The sequence below is a fragment of the Paenarthrobacter sp. TRD_SC_7 genome, from assembly GCF_056156245.1.
Map to the genome: position 1 here is coordinate 3191208 of NZ_CM149587.1, position 20132 is coordinate 3211339.

Below are 20132 nucleotides of genomic sequence, written 5' to 3' on the forward strand. Positions count from 1 at the left end.
CCCTAGAGCCCCACTGATGCCAGGAGGTGTCCGACTTCCTGCCTGCCGAGGTTGCGGATGCTGCCCTGGCGCTGGTCGCCCAAGCCAATGGGGCCCACCTTGACGCGGACAAGACGCTCCACCGGGAACCCGACGGCGTCGAACATGCGGCGCACAATGCGGTTCTTGCCCGAGTGAAGGACAACCTCGATCAGGACGTGGCCTGGCGTGGAGTCCACCAAGCGGAAGGAGTCCACAGCAGCTACGCCGTCTTCAAGCTCGACGCCATTCTTCAGCTTCGCGCCCACGCCTTGAGGGAACGGGCCACGCACCTGGACCAGGTACGTCTTGGGTACCTCATACGAAGGGTGCGTCAAGCGGTTGGCGAGTTCGCCGTCGTTCGTCAGGAGCAGCAGTCCCTCAGTGGCGACATCGAGGCGGCCAACGTGGAACAGGCGTTCGCCCTTGTTCTTGTTGTTCTTGAGGAAGTCGCTGATGCAGGGACGGCCTTCGGGGTCCTCCATGGTGGAAACGACGCCCTTGGGCTTGTTGAAAACCATGTAGACGAGGGTTTCGTCGAGCTGGATCCGGATGCCGTCAACGTGGATCACGGCGGACGTCGGGTCCACGCGCATGCCAAGTTCGGTGGTCACCACGCCATCAACCTCGACGCGTCCTTCAAGGATCATTTCCTCACATACCCGGCGTGAAGCCACACCAGCCTGTGCCATGACCTTCTGCAGGCGGACGCCGTCAACGTCGTGAAGGTCGGACTGCGGGACTTCCTGGCGCGGACCGCGGTTGCGACCCGGCTTCCGGATGGGGCCCAGGTTCTGGCCGAAGCGTTCGCTGCCGAAGGCCTTGGAGCCGTACTGCCGTGCAGGTTTCGCCTTGGGCTTCAGGGCGCCCGGAGTGCCCGGGGCTTTGCCGAAGCCGGGCTTGTTGGAGCCTGGCTTGCGGAAGGGCTTTGCCGGCCTGGCTGCCTGGCCGCGATCGTAATCGCCCGCAGTTGTGGGGTTGTCAGGATCGAAAGGGGCCGCTTCGCGCGGCTTCGATGCCTTGAAGGGGCGTCCCTCGCCCTGGGTGAAGTTGCGCTTTCCAGCGCCGGCGCTGCCGCCGCGGCCCGAGAAGCCGCCGGCGTTGGAGCGGCCGGTGCCGCCCTTGGCCTCATTGCGTCCGGAGCTGTTGCGTCCCGAACTGTTACGTGGTGAACTCTGGCGTCCCGCCTGTGTCATGACCCGTCCTTGTGTAGTAATGGCCGGCAATTGGTGTTGGAATCAACACTAGCCAGCCGGGCAGACATCGTCTGCCCCCTTGTCGCTGTGCACCTTGGTCAGGTGCCGTGAATCAGTATGAAGTTGTCCTGCAGTGCCGGTGTGGGCCGTGGCTACATCCGGCTTGCGTCGTAGTACTCGTCGATCCCTTCCAAACCCGGAAGGTGCGGCGAGAGCTGTGGCAGTTCAGCCACTGAACCGATGCCCATCCGTTCCAGGAAGTACGAGGTTGTCCGGTAAAGGACAGCTCCCGATTCGGGATCGTTTCCGGAGTCCTCGATCAAACCCCTTTGGGTAAGCGTCCGGACTACGGAATCGACGTTGACGCCGCGAATGGCAGACACCCGGGCCCTGGAGACCGGCTGCCGGTAAGCAATCACCGCCAGGGTCTCAAGCGCTGCCTGAGTAAGCCTGGTGGTCTGGCCCTCGAGGACGAACCTGCCCACGATGTCGGCAAATTCCGACCGTGAATAGATCCGCCACCCACCGGCGACGTTCCGCAATTCAAAACCCCGGGGTGCAGTACTGGCAGCGGCAAAGCCGACAGCATCCACGTCCGGGGCTTTAACAGTATAGCCCCTATACTCCCGCTGCAGGTCCTGCAGCAAATCCTCGACGACGGCGACCGTCACGTTGAGTCCGGCGGCCAGCTCCTCCGAGGTGGCCGGCTCATCAATGACCATAAGGACCGCCTCCAATGCCGCCCGCGCACCGCCGGGCAGGGCCTCCAGTTCAGCCAACCCGTCTTGGAGCGTTTCGTGTTCACTCACTGGCGTTTTCCCCGCTTCGATCCGCTTCTGTTCCTGATTCGTACTCCTCGCTCAGGCTGGAACCGTCCCAGCCGGCATCATCACCTGTCCACCGAACCGTCAGCTCAGCCAGCGGTTCGGGCTGTTCGAAGGCAACCACCCGGTCACGGAACATCTCCAGCAACGCCAGGAAGCGTGCCACCACCACCAACGCGGTCTCGGCATCGGCAATCAACGTTTGGAAGGATAGCGGCGCGCCCAGCTTCAAGCGGTAGCCCATGATCTCAGCCTGTTCCTTAACGCTCACTGGAGGTGCGTGAAGGTGGCCCAAGCCCACTTCCTCGGGCGCAGCATCTTTGGGCTTGAGCGCCTTGGCAGCAAGTTCGGCGAATTGTTCCGGAGTGTGCCGCCACACAAGCTCGGGAAGCAGCGCGGCAAAATGGCCTTCCAACGCGACTTGGCGGGGGTACCGGCGGGCTTCCTGCTCCAGTGTCCCGCCAAGGATCCCTGCGATCTGCTTGAAGGCCTTGTACTGGAGGAGCCGGGCAAAGAGCAGGTCCCTTGCCTCCAGGAGCGCAATGTCCTCTGCGTCCTCCACCTCACCTGCAGGCAGGAGCCGGGCCGCCTTCAGGTCAAGCAAGGTTGCAGCGATAACCAGGAATTCGCTGGCTTCATCCAGCGCCCAGTCCTCCCCCAGCTCCTGGAGGCGGCGGATGTACTTGATGAACTCATCGGTGACGGTTGCAAGCGCCACCTCGGTGATGTCCAGTTTGTGTTTGGAAATGAGGCCTAGCAGGAGATCAAAGGGGCCGGTGAAGTTTGCCAGCCGTACCTCGAAGCCGGCTTTAGGGGCTCCGGAGGTACCGGCGTCGGGCGCTTCCGCTTCAGCGGAGGTTTCCGCTTCGGCGGTCGGGGCGAGTGACGGTCCCACCGTCCGCTAGGGCGCGCCGCCGCGCGAGATCAGTTCCTTGGCAAGGCGGCGGTAAGCGTCGGCGCCGATGTGGTTGCCGGCGTAGCTGGTGATTGGCTCGGCGGCCACGGTGGCGTCGGCGAACTTGATGGAACGCTTGATGACAGTCTCAAAGACCTTGTCACCGAAAGCTTCAACCAGGCGCGAGATCACTTCACGGCTGTGAAGGGTGCGGGCGTCGTACATTGTGGCCAGCACGCCATCCACCTGCAAGCGCGGGTTGAGGCGGTCTTGTACTTTCTCAATGGTCTCCACCAGCAGCGCAACGGCGCGCAAGGCGAAGAACTCGCAGATCAACGGGATGATGACGCCATGGGCTGCAGTCAGCGCGTTCACTGTCAGCAGGCCCAACGACGGCTGGCAGTCAATCAGTACGACGTCGTAATCATCCTCGACGTTCTTGAGTGCGCGGTCCAGGACTTGCTCGCGGGCCACCTCGTTGACGAGCTGGACTTCAGCAGCGGAGAGGTCGATGTTGGCGGGCAGGAGGTCGACGCCTTCAACACCGGTCTGCTGAATCGCATCCCGGATGTTCACCTTGCGATCCATCAGGACGTTGTAAACGGTGAGGTCGAGCTCGTGGGGGTTGGCCCCGAGACCGGCCGAAAGTGCACCCTGCGGATCAAAGTCCACCAAAAGGACACGCCGACCGTACTCTGCGAGCGCCGCCGCGAGATTGATGGTGGACGTGGTTTTACCCACGCCTCCCTTTTGATTGACCATGGCGATGACTCTCGCCGGACCGTGGGAGGCCAGTGGAGCAGGTTCCGGGAATTCGCGGTGAGGACGGCCCGTGGGCCCCATGATGGCGTCTTCCAGATCGAGCTCGGTGCCTTCCAGCGTAGCTGTTCCCCGTTCGATGCTCACGTATCTAACCACTCTTTCGACGACGATCTTCCCTGCCGCTGCGCCCCCGGCGACAGCGCTGCTACCCCCTTAGGCTACAGTGGCCGACACGGTTATTCGGGGAACTTGACATTGGACAATTCGTGAGCCTTTACCCTCTGGTTGAGGTCGAAGGTTGCCCGGCAGGCCGTCCTTTGACGGCGGAAAAGCGAAGGCCGGCACCTCGTGGGGTGCCGGCCTTGGCTTACTGGGTTGCGCTGAGGCTGGCCCTTCTAGACCGTTGCCTTTTCGCGGGTCCCGGTTTCGGGGGCGACCTCTTCCTCGCCACCGTGGGCGATCATGGTCTGCTCATCGAAGGGCTCATCGCCTGAGAGGACGCGCTCCACCTGGCCGTTGTCGATTTCCTTTACCCAGGTACCGATCAGGACCGTAGCAACTGCGTTGCCGGTGAAGTTGGTCAGTGCGCGGGCCTCGGACATGAAGCGGTCGATTCCTACGATCATGCCCACGCCGCCCAGGAGCTCCGGCTTGTGTGCCTGGAGGCCGGCGGCAAGGGTTGCAAGGCCGGCACCCGTGACGCCTGCAGCACCCTTGGAGGCGATGATCATGAAGACCAGCAGGGAGATCTGGGCGCCGAGATCCAACGGCGTTCCCATGGCGTTGGCTACGAACAGCGAAGCCATTGTCAGGTAGATCGCGGTGCCGTCGAGGTTGAAGGAGTAGCCCGTGGGAACCGTGACGCCGACAACCGGCTTGGAGACACCCAGGTGCTCCATCTTGGCGATCAGGCGGGGCAGCGCTGCCTCGGAGGAGGAGGTGGAGAAGATCAGGAGGTACTCGCGGGCCAAGTACTTCATGAGCTTGAAGATGTTGACTCCAGCCACTGCACGGAGGAGCGTGCCGAGGATGACCACGATGAAGAGTGCGCAGGTTACGTAGAAGGCCAGCATCAGGGTGAACATGCTGAGGATCGCTTGGGCGCCGGTGGCACCAACGACGGCGGCGATGGCACCGAATGCTCCAACGGGGGCCAGCCACATGATCATGATGAGGATACGGAAGACAAGTCGCTGTCCGTGTCCGATGGCGGTGAGGATGGGGGCACCCTGCTTCCCCATCTTCTGCAGTGCGAAACCGACCAGGATGGCAGCCAGAAGCGTGGGCAGGACAGGGATGTCACCGGGAATGATTCCCAGGAGGAAGTCCACCGTGCTGTTGGTGTCGGCCTTCTTGGTGGGATCGTACGGGGTCAGCTTGAGCCCATCGCCCGGGTGGATCAGGTTACCCACCACCAAGCCAATGGCGAGGGCAAAAGTGGACATTGCCACGAAGTAGCCCAAGGCGAGTCCCCCGACCTTGCCAACGGTTGCGGCTTTGGCGATGGAACCGATGCCCAGGACGATGGTGCAGAAGATGACAGGGGCAATCATCATCTTGATGAGTTTGATGAAGCCGTCACCGAGCGGCTTGAGGGACTTGCCGACCTCGGGGAACATCAGGCCGACCACGGCGCCGAGTACTACGGCCAGGATGACCGCGATGTACAGGTAATGCGACTTGTCGAGCCCCTTGCGTCCACCTTTGGCGGCTACTGCCGACTCTCCTCGTTGAGAGGTCATGGGATTCTCCTTCTGGATACTGTGTAAGGCGCTGCGGTCCTGCACTGATGTCCAATCCGCTGCCCTTGTGTGATATCCATCATTGAGCCGTTGGTGACACACATCACCGTTGCGGTCATATTGGTCATGGGAGGCCCACGTGTTTCACAGCTGGAGCATCGCCCGGCGCTTGTTCGTGGCGAATCTATTGTTCGTCCTGGTACTGACGGCGGTCTTCGGCGCGTTCTCCGTTGTGGAAGCCCGGGACAGGGCTTACGACGAAGCAGGAGCGAGGATGCAGGCGATCGCCACCTCCCTGGCCAACAACCCCCTTGTCCTGGAGGCGGCTTCAACGGCAGATCCTTCAGCCATCCTCCAGCCCTATGCACGGGAAGTCATGGACGACGCCGACGCTGATTTCATCACCATCATGGCTCCGGACAGGACACGCTGGACCCACCCTCGGACCGAGGAACTGGGCAAGCCCTACATCGGGACGATCGAACCAGCCCTCGGTGGCGAAACCTTCACCGAAGTTACTGCAGGAACCCTGGGTCCTTCGGTCAGAACCATCGCTCCCGTCAAGGACGCCGGCGGAAGTGTCAAAGCCCTGGTGGCTGCCGGCATCACGGTCCGCACCGTGGACACCGACGTTGCCGAGAGGCTGGGGGTGATTGGTGGAATCGCCTTGGTGGTGTTGGTCTTCGGTTCCTTCGCGTCGTGGCTGCTTGGACGATACCTTCGATCGGTTACCCGCGGCTGGGGGCCCGAACAGCTGGCACAACTGTTCGCGTACTACGAGTCCGTCCTCCACTCCGTCCGCGAAGGCGTGATCCTGATTGACACTCACGGCAAGGCGGTGATGTACAACGACCAAGCCGCAGAGCTGCTGGGACTGGAACCTTCCGACGCCGACCGGGTACCTGCCGAGGCGCCGAAGCTCTCTGATCTTCCCTTCGACGGCAGCCTGCGAGCGCTGTTCGAATCCGGCAGGCCCGCACACGACGAAATCCACCTCACCGGTCCGCGGATCCTGGTAGTCAATCAGGCCCCTGCGGTGGGACCAGTGCCTGAGCGCAGCCGGCAGAAACCCGCCGTCTACGGCACGGTGGCCACTATCCGCGACCGAACCGAGATCGAGTCCCTGGGCACGGAACTCCAGACGATGAAGACGCTCTCCGATGCCCTGCGCGCCCAGACACATGAGCACGCAAACCGGCTCCATATGATCGTTTCCCTGTTGGAGTTGGGCCGCACGCCCCAGGCTTTGGACTTTGCCACCAAGGATCTTGAACTCAGCCAGCAACTCACCGATGACATGGTGGCCTCCGTGGACGAGCCCGTCATGAGCGCTTTGGTGATGGGCAAGGCGGCCGAAGCCCACGAACGCGGGGTGGAATTGGTGGTCCGGACGTCTGGGAGCTCCGGCGTCCGTGGCCTGGAGATCCAGGACCTGGTGACCATTCTCGGGAACCTGCTGGACAACGCGATTGACGCTGCCGCTGCCGGCGACTTTCCACGCAAGGTGGAGCTGGACGTGGAAGCCGGGCCTGCCGCCGTCGAATTTACGGTGCGGGACTCAGGCAGCGGCATCAATCCGGACTCCGTCGATGACGTGCTGCAGTACGGCTTCAGCACGAAGTCCCCGGAAGGAAACCCGCGCGGTGCCCATGGGCGGGGCGTTGGCCTCGCCTTGGTGCGTCAGGCGGTGGAGCGGCTCAACGGTACGATGACCATCAGCAATCCCGGCGGAGCACAGTTCCATGTTCTGCTCCCCGCGCCGGTTCCCGAGGAAGAGAAGGCATGACTGACATCCGCGTCCTGGTGGTGGAGGACGAGCCGATAGCCTCGGACGCCCACTCGGTCTACATTGGCCGCTTGGACGGCTTCACCTTGGTGGGGACGGCACCGGATGGCCAATCGGCCTTGCGCATCCTGGGCGAATTCGCGGCGTCCGGCTCCCCTGTGGACCTCGTCCTGCTGGACATGAACCTGCCTGACCTTCACGGCTTGGACGTCGCCCGCCGTATGCGTTCCGCGGGAGTCTTTGCCGACATCATCGCCATCACTGCGGTACGGGAACTGAACATCGTGCGCAGCGCCGTGTCCATAGGCGTTGTGCAGTACCTCATCAAGCCCTTCACCTACGCCACTTTTGCCGACAAGCTCAGCAGCTACCGGACGTTCCGCGAACAGCTGGCGGGCTCGATGTCCGGGATCTCCAAAGCAGGAGCCTCGCAGAGTGACGTCGACCAGGCGTTCGCGAGTCTTCGCGCTCCCACGGAACTGCCCCTGCCCAAGGGGCTATCCGGCTCAACGCTGGAATCAGTGAAGGACCTGGTGAGGGCGGGGCAGCAACCCGTGTCCGCGAGTGAGGTCATGGACGCGCTGGGGATGTCCCGTGTCACCGCCCGCCGGTATTTGGAATACCTTGCCGACGCCGGAACAGTCACCCGGGCGCCACGGTACGGCACCCCGGGTCGACCGGAAAACGAATACGGCTGGAACCGCGGTTAGGGTCCTCCCGCTCCCCCTACCTCCCGCAGTAAGCTGGTGCAAACCCATGGAGAGTCCATGTCACCAGTGCCGATGATTCCAGCGCAGCAGCAACTCGTGAACGCCCGCGAGGCCTTTGCCCGCGGAGACTGGGATACTGCGCGTCGGGTCATGGAAGACGCTGCGGCGGAAACCGCGCTGGGTGTGGACGACCTTGAAATCCTGTCACGCTCCAAATGGTGGCTGGGCGATGTTCAGGATTCCATGGCACTGTCCGAGGTAGTCTTTCACCGCTTGGTCGCAAGTGAACAGGTCCAGGCCGCCGCTAAGTCTGCCCTGACGTTGTCGTTGCAGTGGGGTGTTCGGGGGAACATCGCAGTGTCCTCAGCGTGGCTGAACCGGGCCCGGCGTCTGTTGGCCACGCTTCCCGAGTCCGCGGAACACGGTTACCTGCTGTATTTGGAGGGCAACGACGCAATCTATCTCGAGGGAGATGCCGACTCTGCCCTTGCTGCTTCCCTTCAGCTGACGGCCATGAACAGCAGGTTGAAAGCTCCGGAGCTGGGGAGTTTCGCGTTCATGTTGTCCGGTCTCGCCGCCGTCCGCAAAGGGCAGGCGGTGCGCGGCTTCGCAGACCTCGACCAAGCCCTGCTTCCCGTCATGGCCGGCCAGGTATCGGCGGAGTGGGGCGGCGATATCTACTGCTCCGTCATCCACCTCTGCTACGAATTGGCCGACTACTCCCGTATGAGGGCATGGACCGATGCTCTGGCATCGTGGTGCGCCGGGCTATCAACGTCCTTCGTGTACTCGGGAATCGTCCGGGTCCACGAACTGCAGCTGATCAGCGCCGAAGGCGGCTGGAAGCAGGCGGAGGAGGAACTGGCGCACCTCGCGGAGCGCCTCCGTAACGCTCATGCCTGGATCGCCGCCGACTGCTTCTGTGAACTGGGCGATATTCGACGACGGCGGGGAAACCGGTCCGGTGCCGAAGCGGCGTATGCCATGGCGCGTGCCCTCGGCGTGGATGCTCAGCCAGGATCGGCTTTGCTGCTGGCGGATGCTGGAAAAGGCGAGGAGGCGCTCACAGACCTCCGCGCAGCGTTGGCAGACCGTGGCCGTCTTGGACGGGCGTGGTTGCTGCTACCGCTCGTGGAGTTGCTGGCACCCCGGGACACTGTCGGCGCTGAGGTGTACTGCCGCGAATTGGAAGGGTCTGCCGCTTTCTACGGAACGGCGGGATTGCTCGCCTGGGCGCATCATGCCAGGGGTGCGTTGTTGATGGCCCAGCGCCGCTGGGTCCAGTCGCTGCCGGATCTCGAGGCGGCAGCACAGGGCTACCGCTCCCAGCATCTACGCTATGAGCTGGCTCGGATCCATGAGCGGATGTCATCAGTACGGGCGGCACTTGGCGAGACCGGCGCGGCCGACGCCGAACGTGCAACCGCCGCCGCCATCCGTGCCCAGCTTGGCGCGGCCCCAAGTGCCGCGCCGACGGTTGATCATGATCTGGACGGGCTGACCGCCAGGGAAATGGAAGTACTGGGCTGCGTGCTGTCCGGATCAAGCAACAGGCATATAGCTCAGATCCTCACCATCTCCGAAAAAACAGCCAGCCGTCACCTGGCGAACATCTTCACCAAGATCGGCGTCAACTCCAGGACCGCTGCCGCCGCTTGGGCTCGTCACCACGGGATACCCGAGCACCCCCGGGGTTGAGTCCTGCATATTTTTGCCCATGGCACTCGAAAAGATGCAGGTTTTCCCGGGCGCGCTGCAAGGCTCCGCGGCCTTATTTTGAAGTTACGGATAACGGGCCGGGTAGGCCGACCCCCGCATCATCAAGGACAAGCCATGAGCAGCAACCAGGCCGAGCATTGGGAAACATCCACGACCCCGGAGGAGGCCGTGGAAGAGGCCACTGGCCGATTGATCGGGATCCTGAACGATTCGTCCATCGCCCTGTTGGTGGTGGTCGGCCATCAAACCGGCCTTTTCGAGACCCTGGCGGCCCTCCCGCCGGCCCAGAGTAGCCTTATCGCGGATGCGGCCGGCCTCAACGAACGCTATGTCCGGGAATGGTTGGGCGGCATGACCTCGGCCGGGTTCGTCGACTACCACCCGGACCATGGAACGTATCGCCTGCGCCCTGAATTCGTGCCTGTGGTTACCGGGGCAGGAACCGAAAATCTTGCGCGAACGTTGCAGTATGTCCCGCTGATGGGCGAGGTGGCCCCGAAGATCGTCCATGCGTTCCGGACGGGCGGCGGAACGAGCTACGAGGATTACCCCCGGTTCCATCACATCATGGCTTCTGAAAGCGCTGCAGTGAACGATGCATCACTCGTGGAGACGATCCTTCCCCTGACAGGCTGCGTGGAGGCACTGCGCAACGGAATCTCCGTCGCGGACATCGGATGTGGAGAAGGCCATGCGGTGAATCTGCTGGGAGCTGCTTTCGGGGCGAGTTCCTTCACCGGTTACGATTTCTCGGCCGAGGCATTGGCAGCAGCCACCGCCGAAGCATCATCGCTGGGACTGACCAACGTCCAGTTCGTCCTGCAGGATGTCACCCGCCTCGACGTCGCGGACGAATTCGACCTGGTGGCGGCATTCGACGCCATTCACGACCAAGCAAGCCCTACGCAGGTCCTCGCCAACATCCGAAGGGCGCTCAAGCCGGGCGGAACGTTCCTCATGGTGGACATCAAGGCCTCCAGCCGACTCGAGGACAATGCAAGCCTTCCGTGGGCCGCATTCCTCTACACCATTTCCACCTTCCATTGCATGGCCGTTTCGCTGGGCCAAGGAGGCGAGGGACTTGGAACGGTATGGGGGATACAGCGGGCATCGGCCATGCTTCGGGACGCAGGTTTCCGCTCGGTGGACGTGAAGGAACTCGACGATGATCCGTTCAACGCGTACTACATCGCAAGAAGCTGAATGTATACACAGGATGATTATCTATCCAGTTTGATGACTGGATGATTCGTTTGTGTATACACTGGGGTCATGCGTGCCAGTGATCGGGCCTATGCGGCCCTTCGTGAGGACATCATTGAGTGGCGCCTGCGGCCGGGTAGCGTCTTGGCGGAGGTGGAGCAGTCCGAGCGTCTTGGGGTGTCCCGGACGCCGGTGCGGGAGGCGTTGGGCCGGCTGACTGCTGAGGGGTTGACGACGGCGGCAGGGGGCCGCGGGGTCGTCGTGACCGATATTTCGCTGGAGAGCATCGACGAGTTGTTCGAGCTGCGGGAAACCCTTGAGGTCAGGGCCGCTGCCCTGGCTGCCCAGCGCGGCGAGCCGGGTGTGTTCGCCGAGTTGCATACCCAACTGCTGCTGGCACCTGAACTGCTCCGGGACGACGACCCGGCACGGCACGAGTACTACGCCTTGGTGGGCCGCCTGGATGAGGCGATTGACGCTGCGGTCTCCAATTCCTACCTGGCCCAGGCGATGCGGAGCCTCCGGGTCCATTTGGTCCGGGTCCGCAGGCTCGCGGCCGATGACGCCGCACGGCTCCACGCCGCCGCAGCGGAGCACGCCGCGATCGCGGAGGCCATCGCCGCGGGCAACCCGCGGCTGGCCGAGGCGGCCACCACCGTCCACCTGCACCGCAGCCTCACCCACGTCAAAGCCACCCACAGCACTGCCCTCAAACACCCTGCCTAGCGTCACCTGCCTGGAAACACCACTGCCGAGAAGGAGCATCATGGTCAAGAACCACCACGTCCGCGTCTACAAGTCCGAAGAGAACCTGCCCCGCGAGGAGCAGTTGGCGCACAAGATCGCCGTGGTCGCCGCCGACCCCGTCGAAGTGACGCCCGAGGTCACTGACATGGTGATCAACCGGATCATCGACAACGCCTCCGTCGCCATCGCCTCGCTGAACCGGGCCCCGATTGTCGCAGCCCGCGCCCAGGCCCTGACCCACGCCCCGTCCGCGAACGGCAAAGGCGCCCGCGTGTTCGGTATCACCGATCAGGTCTCCCCCGAATGGGCTGCCTGGGCGAACGGGGTGGCGGTGCGGGAACTGGATTACCATGACACGTTCCTGGCTGCGGATTACTCCCACCCCGGGGACAACATCCCGCCGATCCTGGCCGTCGCCCAGCACGTCGGTTCCAACGGCAAGGATCTGGTCCGTGCCATCGCCACCGGGTACGAGATCCAGGTGAACCTGGTCAAAGCCATTTGCCTGCACCAGCACAAAATCGACCACGTCGCCCACCTCGGCCCCTCGGCCGCGGCCGGGATCGGCACGTTGTTGGGTTTGGATGTTGAGACGATCTTCCAGTCCGTGGGCCAGGCCCTGCACACCACTACCGCCACCCGGCAATCCCGCAAGGGCGAAATCTCCACCTGGAAAGCCCACGCACCGGCGTTCGCGGGCAAAATGGCCGTCGAAGCCGTGGACCGTTCCATGCGCGGCCAAACCTCCCCCGTGCCGATCTACGAAGGCGAAGACGGCGTGATCGCCTGGCTGCTCGACGGCCCGGACGCTTCCTACGAAGTCCCCCTGCCCCTGCCCGGCGAGGCCAAGCGCGCCATCCTGGACACCTACACCAAGGAACACTCCGCCGAGTACCAGGCCCAGGCCTGGATCGACCTCGCCCGCAAGCTCAACCGCGAGCACCCCGAAACCACCGACCCCGCCAACGTGGCCTCCGTGCTGATCAAAACCAGCCACCACACCCACTACGTCATCGGCTCCGGCGCGAACGACCCCCAGAAATACTCCCCCACCGCGTCCCGCGAAACCCTGGACCACTCCATCCCGTACATCTTCACCGTCGCCCTCCAAGACGGTACCTGGCACCACGTGGACTCTTACGCCCCCGAACGGGCTACCCGTCCGGACACCGTGGACCTCTGGCAGAAGGTCACCACGGTCGAGGACCCGGAATGGACCCGCCGTTACCACTCCCTGGACATCTCCGAGAAAGCCTTCGGCGGCACCGTCGAAATCACCCTCACCGACGGCACCGTCATCACCGATGACATCGCTGTCGCCGACGCGCACCCGCTCGGTGCCCGGCCCTTCGCCCGGGAGCAGTACATCCACAAGTTCCGCACCCTCGCCGCCGGTCTCGTCGAGGACGCCGAAATCGAACGGTTCCTCACCGCCGTCGAACGCCTCCCCGAACTCGGGACAGGTGAACTGGACCAACTGAACATCACCGCCGCCCCCGGCATCATCAACCTCGAAGCAGCTCCGAAGGGACTGTTCTAAATGCTGTACTCCACAACCACACCCGAACAGAAACGCCTCAAGCTGCGGGAGCTGCTGGCCTCCGGGACCGTGCAGCAATTCCCGGGCGCGTTCAACCCCCTCTCCGCCCGGCTGATCGAGGAAAAGGGCTTCGCCGGGGTCTACATCTCCGGCGCCGTCCTCGCCAACGACTTGGGTTTGCCCGACATCGGCCTGACCACCCTCACCGAGGTAGCCACCCGGGCCGGGCAGATCGCCCGCATGACCGACCTGCCCTCCCTCGTGGACGCCGACACCGGCTTCGGTGAACCCATGAACGTGGCCCGGACCATCCAGGAACTCGAAAACGCCGGCCTGGCCGGCTGCCACATCGAAGACCAGTTCAACCCCAAACGCTGCGGCCACCTGGACGGCAAAAACGTCGTCGACATCGACACCGCCACCAAACGCATCCGCGCCGCAGCAGACGCCCGCCGCGACCCGAACTTCCTCATCATGGCCCGCACCGACATCCGCGCCACAGATGGAATCCAGGCAGCCCAAGACCGGGCCAAAGCATTGGTTGACGCCGGCGCCGACGCGATCTTCCCCGAAGCAATGCGCGACCTGGACGAGTTCCAAGCCATCCGCGACGCCGTCGACGTGCCCATCCTCGCCAACATGACCGAATTCGGCAAAAGCGAACTCTTCACCGTCAACCAACTCCAAACCGTCGGCGTGAACATGATCATCTACCCCGTCACCCTCCTCCGCATTGCCATGCGCGCTGCAGAGCGTACTCTGGAATCGATTAAGGCTGCGGGGACCCAAGAAGCGCAAGTGGAAAACATGCTCACGCGTGCGCGCCTCTACGAACTCGTCGACTACGAGGCATACAACCAATTCGATACCGGCGTTTTCAACTTCCAGGTACCTGGCCTCCGCTAGGTCCCGGGATTCATACAGGGGAAAGCAGGCAGTCCGGGACTTCCGGGCCGCTTGCATTATGAACGAAGGAGTTCAGCATGGCTGCTGAAGACATCAAAAAAGGCCTTGCCGGCGTCGTGGTGGACTACACCGCCGTCTCGAAGGTCAACCCGGACACCAACTCGCTGCTGTACCGCGGGTATCCAGTCCAGGAACTGGCCGCCAAATGCAGCTTCGAAGAAGTGGCATACCTGCTGTGGAACGGCGAACTGCCCAACGAAATAGAGCTCTCGGAATTCACCGCCCGCGAGCGCGCAGGGCGTGCACTGGACCCCGTGGTCAAGTCAGTGGTGGATACACTGCCCACCACGGCGCACCCAATGGACGTGTGCCGCACGGCAGCGTCGGTGCTGGGCGCCCGGCACGAACTGGCCGAGGATTCCTCCCCCGCAGCGAATATGAAGAAGGCCATCGACTTGTGGGCTGCCATGCCCGCCGTGGTGGCCTATGACCAGCGCCGCCGCCGCGGACAGGAACCCGTTGAACCGCGTGAGGACCTTGACTATTCGGCCAACTTCTTGTGGATGACGTTCGGCGAAGAACAGGTTCCGGAGGTGGTGGAGGCGTTCAACGTCTCGATGATCCTGTACGCGGAGCACTCCTTCAACGCCTCCACTTTCACCGCCCGCGTCGTCACCTCCACGCTCGCTGACCTGCACTCAGCCGTCACCGCGGCGATCGGCGCACTGAAGGGTCCGCTGCACGGCGGAGCGAACGAGGCCGTGATGCACACCTTCGATGAGATCGGCATCCGCAGCGAGGAATCCCTCGAGGAAGCCGCCACCCGCGCCCGGGCCTGGATGGAAGACGCCCTGGCCCAGAAGAAGAAGGTCATGGGCTTCGGGCACCGCGTCTACAAGCACGGCGACTCCCGCGTGCCCACCATGAAAGCCGCCCTGGACAAGATGATCGCCCACTACGGACGCCCCGAACTCCTGGGCCTGTACAACGGGCTCGAGCAGGCCATGGACGAGGCCAAGGCCATCAAGCCCAACCTCGACTACCCGGCCGGACCCACGTACCACCTCATGGGATTCGACACCCAGACGTTCACCCCGCTGTTCGTCGCCAGCCGCATCACCGGCTGGACCGCCCACATCATGGAGCAGGTGGCCTCGAACTCACTGATCCGCCCGCTGAGCGAATACAACGGGCCGGAAGAGCGGCACGTGCCCTAACGCTCTGCTTTTCCAGCGAGACGTACGACGGCGGTCCGGTCACCGAAAGGCGACCGGACCGCCGTCGTTGATGTTTGGAACCGGTTATTCCGGGTCCACCCACTCAACCGTGTGGACGTCAGCCACATTCTCGTTGTCTGCCGCCAAGGCCACCCGTACGGCGATACGCTGGCCGGAGATCATGGCGGGGAGCCAGTGTTCGGCATCAGCCCACATGCGGTCCACAGGAAGCTCTGCCACAGGGAACCACGCCGGAGCGATCTCGTCGCTTTCCGACGGATCTCCCTCCCAAGCCCGGGTCAGGAACACCGTAGTGGCCATGTTCCAGTCGGGCCTGGCAGGAAACACAAAGTCAACGGTTCCGGCGGGTATCAGGTCCTTCGCGTGAACGACGACGTTGATTTCCTCCATGACCTCCCGGCATGCCGCCTGAGACGCCGTCTCCCCCAACTCCACATGTCCGCCGACACCCACCACCTTGCCCCGGCCAAAACCTGTCTTCTTGGTCCCGAGCAGGACATGTTCGCCGTCCGCGCCGTCGCGGAGGAGGAAGCACAAGGTCACGTGGGCTGCAGTCATGCTGCCTACCTTAACCTGATCTCCCCTGACGCTGCCGCCATTGCTACAGTGAGCCCATGACTGAAGGTGGGGGTAACGGGCGAGCCAAGGTGGCCGCCGTCGACGCCGTTGGAGAGCCGCCGTCCAGCGACAGTTCCGGTGCCGGTGCCGCCGAAATAGTCCCCACGGCTAAACCTGACCGGGACGCCTGGCTTCCCCGGTGGCTGGTCAAACACCCGCTTTATGCGGGCTGGGCCTGGACCGTAGTGTGGGCGGGGCTTATCGTTCTGGACGAAGTGGTGGACCTGGCCGGCTGGACCTGGTACCTGCTGGTCCTCGTGGCCGCACTGCCCACCTTGATCTCCACGCTTGTGGTGCTGCATGCCACGCCGCGAAGCCACCTCCGCGCTGTGGACGCGACAGTTCTGGGCCACTTCTTCGTCCGATTCCTCGCCCTGGTGGCGGCATTCATGGTGTGGGCCGCCTCCGTGGTGATGAGCGCCTCCATCTCCACCACTGTCCAGTCCGTGATTGGCGATTCCGAAAAGGAAGTCACGGCACTGGGATTCAACCTCATGCTGGCAGCGGTTCCCTTGGTGCTCTCCATCCTGTGGATGGCGTTCATTGTGCGCTGTGCCTGGTTCCTGCGCCGGTTGCGGGGCTGGCGGCAGATACCGCTGAAAACACGCGTCCCGAAGAAGTTCCTCCGCGGACGGCCCCGGCTCAAGCGCGTGGTGGTTGGCCTCGCACACCCCGGGCTGTTGCTGGTAGCTGGCTTGGGGACATCGCTGCTGGCATTGTTCGTGGACGCCGTAGAGCTGACGCTGAACGTGCTCGAGTAACTCGGGCGTCATCTTAGGGTCTGGATTTATCCCAGCGCCCTGGCTAGCCGAGGGCCCTGGGATGCGCCGCTGCGTAAACTTCCCGCAACGTATCCGCAGTGACCAAGGTATAGACCTGTGTGGTGGTCACGGACGCGTGCCCCAGCAGCTCCTGAACCACCCTGACGTCCGCCCCGCCCTCAAGCAAGTGAGTGGCGAAGGAATGGCGCAGCGTATGCGGCGAGACATCTTTGGTGATGTTGGCTTTCTCGGCGGCCGTCTTGAGGATGGTCCAAGCACTCTGCCTGCTGATCCGGCCACCCCGGGCGTTGAGGAACAACGCCGGAGTGCCTTTCCCCTTGGACGCCAGCAGCGGCCTGCCGCGGACAACATAGGCCCCGACGGCGCGGGCACCGTAAGAGCCCAGGGGCACCAAGCGTTCCTTGGAACCTTTGCCGAACAGCCGAACGATGGCAGGGTCACCGCCGGTGTCTTCGAGGGAAACGTCATCGACGTCCAACCCCACGGCCTCGCTGATGCGGGCACCCGTGGAGTATAGGAATTCAAGCAATGCGCGGTCACGTAGTCCAGTAGCGCTATCCGACCCGGCGGCCTCCAAGATGCGCGTCACTTCACCAACGCTGATGGCTTTTGGAAGCCGCTTGCCCGGCATTGGTGGGTGCACATCGCTGGCGGGGTCCGCCGTCGTGGTTCCTTCCAGCGCCCAAAACTTGTGGAGGCCACGCACAGCAACCACCGTGCGTGCAGCAGAGCGGACCCCCAGGGCGGCGGCGCCGTCGGAACCGTCGGACAATGCCTGGACGAAGGCCGTCACGTGATGTCGCGTGATGTTTCCCGGGCGTTCCACACCCTGGGCCGAAAGGAAGTTCGAGTACCGGGCGAGGTCCCTGCGGTATGCGGACAGGGTGTTCGCCGCCAAGCCGCGCTCCACGCCGACGTGTTGCAGATAGTCCGTTATTGCGCGGTCAACGCCGTTGGCGGTTCGAGTGCCGGCCTCGGCCATGCTCAGCGCTGGCTCGGATGAGCCGGCCAAGGCGCATTGGCTGGCCGAAGGCTGGTGAAGCCATCGGCCTTCGCGGCAGCGGCAGCAAGAATCCCCAGTACCGCCGACGGATTATGCAGCCGGCCTTCCAGCACTGCCTTCACGGCGTCGTCGAGAGGCACCCAGTGGAGCTCGATTTCTGCCTCTTCATCGGTGCGGACGTGCCGGTCCGCCACGGGGACATCGCTGAGGCCACGTGCCAAATAGATTCGGACGGCCTCGCTGGACGAACCCGGCGAGTTGAAGAAGTCCACAAGGACGTTCCAGGTGACCGCAACCAAGTCAGCTTCCTCGGCCAACTCCCGGGCCGCCCCCACCACGAAGTCCTCGCCTTCGACATCCAGCAGGCCAGCGGGGATCTCCCACAGATCCATGGCGACCGGATGCCGGTACTGCTTCAGCAGCAGAATCTCGCCGTCGACGTTCATGGGAAGCACCGCTACTGCGCCCGGGTGGTCGATGTAATCACGAACCAGAGTGTCAGTGCCGTCGCTGAGTTGGAACGAGTCGCTGACAACGTCCCAAATGCGCCCTTCGTACACCTTGCTGGTAGACAAAAGACGGCGCGGGCTCGGCATGTCCGAAACCTGCCTTGATGTGCGGGGGGTTTCAGAAATACCGGGCATCGCGCCGTCCTTCGTTAGTACTAGCGTTTACTTGGCAGCTACCGTGCGGGCGCCGGTCTTGGTGGCCACGGGGGCACCTTCGCGACGCTCCAAGGCAGCCTTGACCAAACCTGCGAACAGCGGGTGCGGGCGCGTGGGACGGGAGCTGAGCTCCGGGTGCGCCTGCGTCGCTACGTAGTACGGGTGGACTTCGCGGGGAAGCTCCACATACTCCACGAGCTTGCCGTCAGGAGAAGTACCCGAGAACACCAGGCCCTCGGCAGCGATCTGGTCGCGGTACTTGTTGTTGACCTCGTAGCGGTGGCGGTGGCGTTCGCTGACGGTGGTGGTGCCATAGGTCTCGGCAATGACCGAGCCTTCGTCAAGCTTGGCTTCGTAGAGGCCAAGGCGCATCGTGCCGCCAAGGTCTCCCTTGCCTTCGACGATGTCCAGCTGCTCTTCCATGGTGGCAATGACCGGGTATTTCGAATCGGGCTCGAACTCGCTGGAGGAAGCACCTTCAAGGCCAACCACGTTGCGGGCATATTCGATCACCATGCATTGCAGGCCCAAGCACAGGCCCAGGACCGGGAGCTTGGTTTCGCGGGCGAATTTCAAAGCGCCAAGCTTGCCTTCGAGGCCGCGGATACCGAAGCCGCCGGGAACGCAAATGGCGTCCACACCGGCCAAGGACTTGGTGGCACCCGCCAGGGTTTCACACTCGTCCGAGGGGACCCAGCGGATCTTGACCTTGGCTTCGTTGGCAAAACCACCGGCGCGGAGTGCCTCGGTGACCGAGAGGTACGCGTCCGGTAGGTCGATGTACTTGCCCACCAGGGCGACCTCGACCTCGTGCTTGGGGTTGTGAACAGCTTCAAGCAGCTTGTCCCACTTGCTCCAGTCAACGTCCTTGAACGGCAGGTCCAGTGCACGGACGATGTAGGAGTCCAGGCCCTGTGAATGCAGGGTCTTGGGGATGTCGTAGATGCTGGGTGCGTCAGCGGCGTTAACCACGGCGTCGATATCGACGTCGCACATGCGGCCGATCTTTTCGCGCATGGCATCGGGCACTTCGCGGTCCGAGCGGATCACGATTGCTTCAGGCTGGATACCAATGGAGCGGAGGGCAGCCACGGAGTGCTGGGTAGGCTTGGTCTTCAGTTCCTGGGAAGGGCCGATGTACGGGACCAGGGAAACGTGGAGGAAGAAGACGTTATTGCGGCCCACATCCTGGCGAACCTGGCGTGCGGACTCAAGGAACGGCTGCGACTCGATGTCGCCTACCGTGCCACCGATTTCGGTGATGATGACGTCCGGAGCGTTTTTGCCTTCAGCAGGCAGGCGCATGCGGCGCTTGATTTCATCGGTGATGTGGGGAATGACCTGGACGGTGTCTCCAAGGTATTCGCCACGACGTTCCTTGGCGATGACGGTGGAGTAGATCTGGCCCGTTGTGACGTTGGCCGAACCTTCGAGGTTTTCATCGAGGAAGCGCTCGTAGTGTCCGATGTCCAGGTCGGTTTCGGCGCCGTCATCCGTCACGAATACTTCGCCGTGCTGGAAGGGGTTCATCGTGCCCGGATCCACATTCAGATAGGGATCGAGCTTCTGCATAGTTACAGACAAACCACGTGCCCGCAGCAGGTGACCGAGGCTGGAAGCCGTCAGACCCTTACCGAGCGAGGACGCCACACCACCGGTGACGAAGATGTGTTTGGTCGTCTTGGACGAGCCCGGGAACCGGGAATTTACACGGGAATTTGATCGCTGCACCACGGAATTCGAGCTTATCATCAATTACGCCTTCCAAGCGTCCGTTC

18 protein-coding genes are annotated in these 20132 nt (G+C 63.2%); 9 read left to right on the plus strand and 9 right to left on the minus strand.

What is annotated here, in order from left to right:
• Nucleotides 1-2 precede the first annotated feature (2 nt).
• The 5 genes from AC0J5Z_RS15420 to AC0J5Z_RS15440 form a co-directional block, all read right to left on the minus strand.
• Nucleotides 3-1214, minus strand: coding sequence for a pseudouridine synthase (locus tag AC0J5Z_RS15420; protein WP_091466587.1), 1212 nt, complete (start codon nucleotides 1212-1214; stop codon nucleotides 3-5).
• 152 nt (nucleotides 1215-1366) lie between these two features.
• Nucleotides 1367-2023 carry an SMC-Scp complex subunit ScpB gene (gene scpB, locus AC0J5Z_RS15425; RefSeq protein WP_475033806.1) on the minus strand — a complete coding sequence of 219 codons (657 nt, stop codon included), beginning with the start codon at nucleotides 2021-2023 and terminating at the stop codon, nucleotides 1367-1369.
• Nucleotides 2016-2933, minus strand: coding sequence for a segregation and condensation protein A (locus tag AC0J5Z_RS15430; RefSeq protein ID WP_475033810.1), 918 nt, complete (start codon nucleotides 2931-2933; stop codon nucleotides 2016-2018). The genes scpB and AC0J5Z_RS15430 overlap by 8 nt, the downstream gene beginning before the upstream one ends.
• Before the next feature lie 6 nt (nucleotides 2934-2939).
• Entirely contained in the window at nucleotides 2940-3839 is a 900-nt protein-coding gene (locus AC0J5Z_RS15435; RefSeq protein WP_475033814.1) for a ParA family protein, read from the minus strand.
• Nucleotides 3840-4090: 251 nt separating this feature from the next.
• Entirely contained in the window at nucleotides 4091-5437 is a 1347-nt protein-coding gene (locus AC0J5Z_RS15440) for a cation:dicarboxylate symporter family transporter (protein ID WP_475033818.1), read from the minus strand.
• Between the two features lie 139 nt (nucleotides 5438-5576).
• Between AC0J5Z_RS15440 and AC0J5Z_RS15445 the strand changes: the two genes are divergently transcribed.
• The 8 genes from AC0J5Z_RS15445 (at nucleotide 5577) to AC0J5Z_RS15480 (ending at nucleotide 15265) form a co-directional block, all read left to right on the plus strand.
• Nucleotides 5577-7223, plus strand: a complete 1647-nt coding sequence (locus AC0J5Z_RS15445) for a sensor histidine kinase (protein ID WP_475033823.1) — start codon at nucleotides 5577-5579, stop codon at nucleotides 7221-7223.
• Nucleotides 7220-7933, plus strand: coding sequence for a response regulator (locus tag AC0J5Z_RS15450; protein ID WP_475033826.1), 714 nt, complete (start codon nucleotides 7220-7222; stop codon nucleotides 7931-7933). Before AC0J5Z_RS15445 ends, AC0J5Z_RS15450 begins: the two co-directional genes overlap by 4 nt.
• 57 nt (nucleotides 7934-7990) lie before the next feature.
• Nucleotides 7991-9631, plus strand: a complete 1641-nt coding sequence (locus AC0J5Z_RS15455) for a LuxR C-terminal-related transcriptional regulator (protein ID WP_475033830.1) — start codon at nucleotides 7991-7993, stop codon at nucleotides 9629-9631.
• 135 nt (nucleotides 9632-9766) lie between these two features.
• Complete coding sequence (locus tag AC0J5Z_RS15460; protein WP_475033834.1) at nucleotides 9767-10855, plus strand: class I SAM-dependent methyltransferase; 1089 nt, start codon at nucleotides 9767-9769, stop codon at nucleotides 10853-10855.
• A gap of 69 nt (nucleotides 10856-10924) precedes the next feature.
• Entirely contained in the window at nucleotides 10925-11581 is a 657-nt protein-coding gene (locus tag AC0J5Z_RS15465) for a GntR family transcriptional regulator (protein ID WP_475033377.1), read from the plus strand.
• Between the two features lie 40 nt (nucleotides 11582-11621).
• The gene (locus tag AC0J5Z_RS15470) at nucleotides 11622-13142 is read left to right on the plus strand and encodes an MmgE/PrpD family protein (protein ID WP_475033380.1); all 1521 of its coding nucleotides are present in this window, start codon (nucleotides 11622-11624) and stop codon (nucleotides 13140-13142) included.
• The gene (gene prpB / locus AC0J5Z_RS15475; RefSeq protein ID WP_475033838.1) at nucleotides 13143-14048 is read left to right on the plus strand and encodes a methylisocitrate lyase; all 906 of its coding nucleotides are present in this window, start codon (nucleotides 13143-13145) and stop codon (nucleotides 14046-14048) included.
• Between the two features lie 77 nt (nucleotides 14049-14125).
• Entirely contained in the window at nucleotides 14126-15265 is a 1140-nt protein-coding gene (locus AC0J5Z_RS15480; RefSeq protein ID WP_475033841.1) for a bifunctional 2-methylcitrate synthase/citrate synthase, read from the plus strand.
• A gap of 84 nt (nucleotides 15266-15349) precedes the next feature.
• Here the strand turns inward: AC0J5Z_RS15480 and AC0J5Z_RS15485 are convergent, their stop codons facing one another.
• The gene (locus AC0J5Z_RS15485; RefSeq protein WP_475033843.1) at nucleotides 15350-15844 is read right to left on the minus strand and encodes an 8-oxo-dGTP diphosphatase; all 495 of its coding nucleotides are present in this window, start codon (nucleotides 15842-15844) and stop codon (nucleotides 15350-15352) included.
• 56 nt (nucleotides 15845-15900) lie between these two features.
• Between AC0J5Z_RS15485 and AC0J5Z_RS15490 the strand changes: the two genes are divergently transcribed.
• Nucleotides 15901-16665 (plus strand): hypothetical protein, encoded by a 765-nt coding sequence (locus tag AC0J5Z_RS15490; protein WP_475033845.1) that lies wholly within the window; start codon nucleotides 15901-15903, stop codon nucleotides 16663-16665.
• A gap of 43 nt (nucleotides 16666-16708) precedes the next feature.
• Here the strand turns inward: AC0J5Z_RS15490 and xerD are convergent, their stop codons facing one another.
• From xerD to AC0J5Z_RS15505, 3 genes are read right to left on the minus strand one after another with little or no spacing between them, the layout of a single operon-like run.
• Complete coding sequence (gene xerD / locus AC0J5Z_RS15495; protein ID WP_475039732.1) at nucleotides 16709-17668, minus strand: site-specific tyrosine recombinase XerD; 960 nt, start codon at nucleotides 17666-17668, stop codon at nucleotides 16709-16711.
• A gap of 2 nt (nucleotides 17669-17670) precedes the next feature.
• Entirely contained in the window at nucleotides 17671-18333 is a 663-nt protein-coding gene (locus AC0J5Z_RS15500) for an NUDIX domain-containing protein (protein WP_475033847.1), read from the minus strand.
• Nucleotides 18334-18360: 27 nt separating this feature from the next.
• The gene (locus AC0J5Z_RS15505; RefSeq protein ID WP_402937540.1) at nucleotides 18361-20106 is read right to left on the minus strand and encodes a CTP synthase; all 1746 of its coding nucleotides are present in this window, start codon (nucleotides 20104-20106) and stop codon (nucleotides 18361-18363) included.
• Nucleotides 20107-20132: the final 26 nt, after the last annotated feature.

Excerpts from the sequence above, each read along its gene's own strand:
- AC0J5Z_RS15420 (WP_091466587.1), bottom strand. The coding sequence starts at position 1,214 with ATGACACAGGCGGGACGCCAGAGTTCACCACGTAACAGTTCGGGACGC.
- AC0J5Z_RS15440 (WP_475033818.1), bottom strand. The coding sequence starts at position 5,437 with ATGACCTCTCAACGAGGAGAGTCGGCAGTAGCCGCCAAAGGTGGACGC.
- AC0J5Z_RS15450 (WP_475033826.1), top strand. The coding sequence starts at position 7,220 with ATGACTGACATCCGCGTCCTGGTGGTGGAGGACGAGCCGATAGCCTCG.
- AC0J5Z_RS15455 (WP_475033830.1), top strand. The coding sequence starts at position 7,991 with ATGTCACCAGTGCCGATGATTCCAGCGCAGCAGCAACTCGTGAACGCC.
- AC0J5Z_RS15460 (WP_475033834.1), top strand. The coding sequence starts at position 9,767 with ATGAGCAGCAACCAGGCCGAGCATTGGGAAACATCCACGACCCCGGAG.
- AC0J5Z_RS15465 (WP_475033377.1), top strand. The coding sequence starts at position 10,925 with ATGCGTGCCAGTGATCGGGCCTATGCGGCCCTTCGTGAGGACATCATT.
- AC0J5Z_RS15470 (WP_475033380.1), top strand. The coding sequence starts at position 11,622 with ATGGTCAAGAACCACCACGTCCGCGTCTACAAGTCCGAAGAGAACCTG.
- prpB (WP_475033838.1), top strand. The coding sequence starts at position 13,143 with ATGCTGTACTCCACAACCACACCCGAACAGAAACGCCTCAAGCTGCGG.
- AC0J5Z_RS15480 (WP_475033841.1), top strand. The coding sequence starts at position 14,126 with ATGGCTGCTGAAGACATCAAAAAAGGCCTTGCCGGCGTCGTGGTGGAC.
- AC0J5Z_RS15485 (WP_475033843.1), bottom strand. The coding sequence starts at position 15,844 with ATGACTGCAGCCCACGTGACCTTGTGCTTCCTCCTCCGCGACGGCGCG.
- AC0J5Z_RS15490 (WP_475033845.1), top strand. The coding sequence starts at position 15,901 with ATGACTGAAGGTGGGGGTAACGGGCGAGCCAAGGTGGCCGCCGTCGAC.
- xerD (WP_475039732.1), bottom strand. The coding sequence starts at position 17,668 with ATGGCCGAGGCCGGCACTCGAACCGCCAACGGCGTTGACCGCGCAATA.
- AC0J5Z_RS15500 (WP_475033847.1), bottom strand. The coding sequence starts at position 18,333 with ATGCCCGGTATTTCTGAAACCCCCCGCACATCAAGGCAGGTTTCGGAC.
- AC0J5Z_RS15505 (WP_402937540.1), bottom strand. The coding sequence starts at position 20,106 with ATGATAAGCTCGAATTCCGTGGTGCAGCGATCAAATTCCCGTGTAAAT.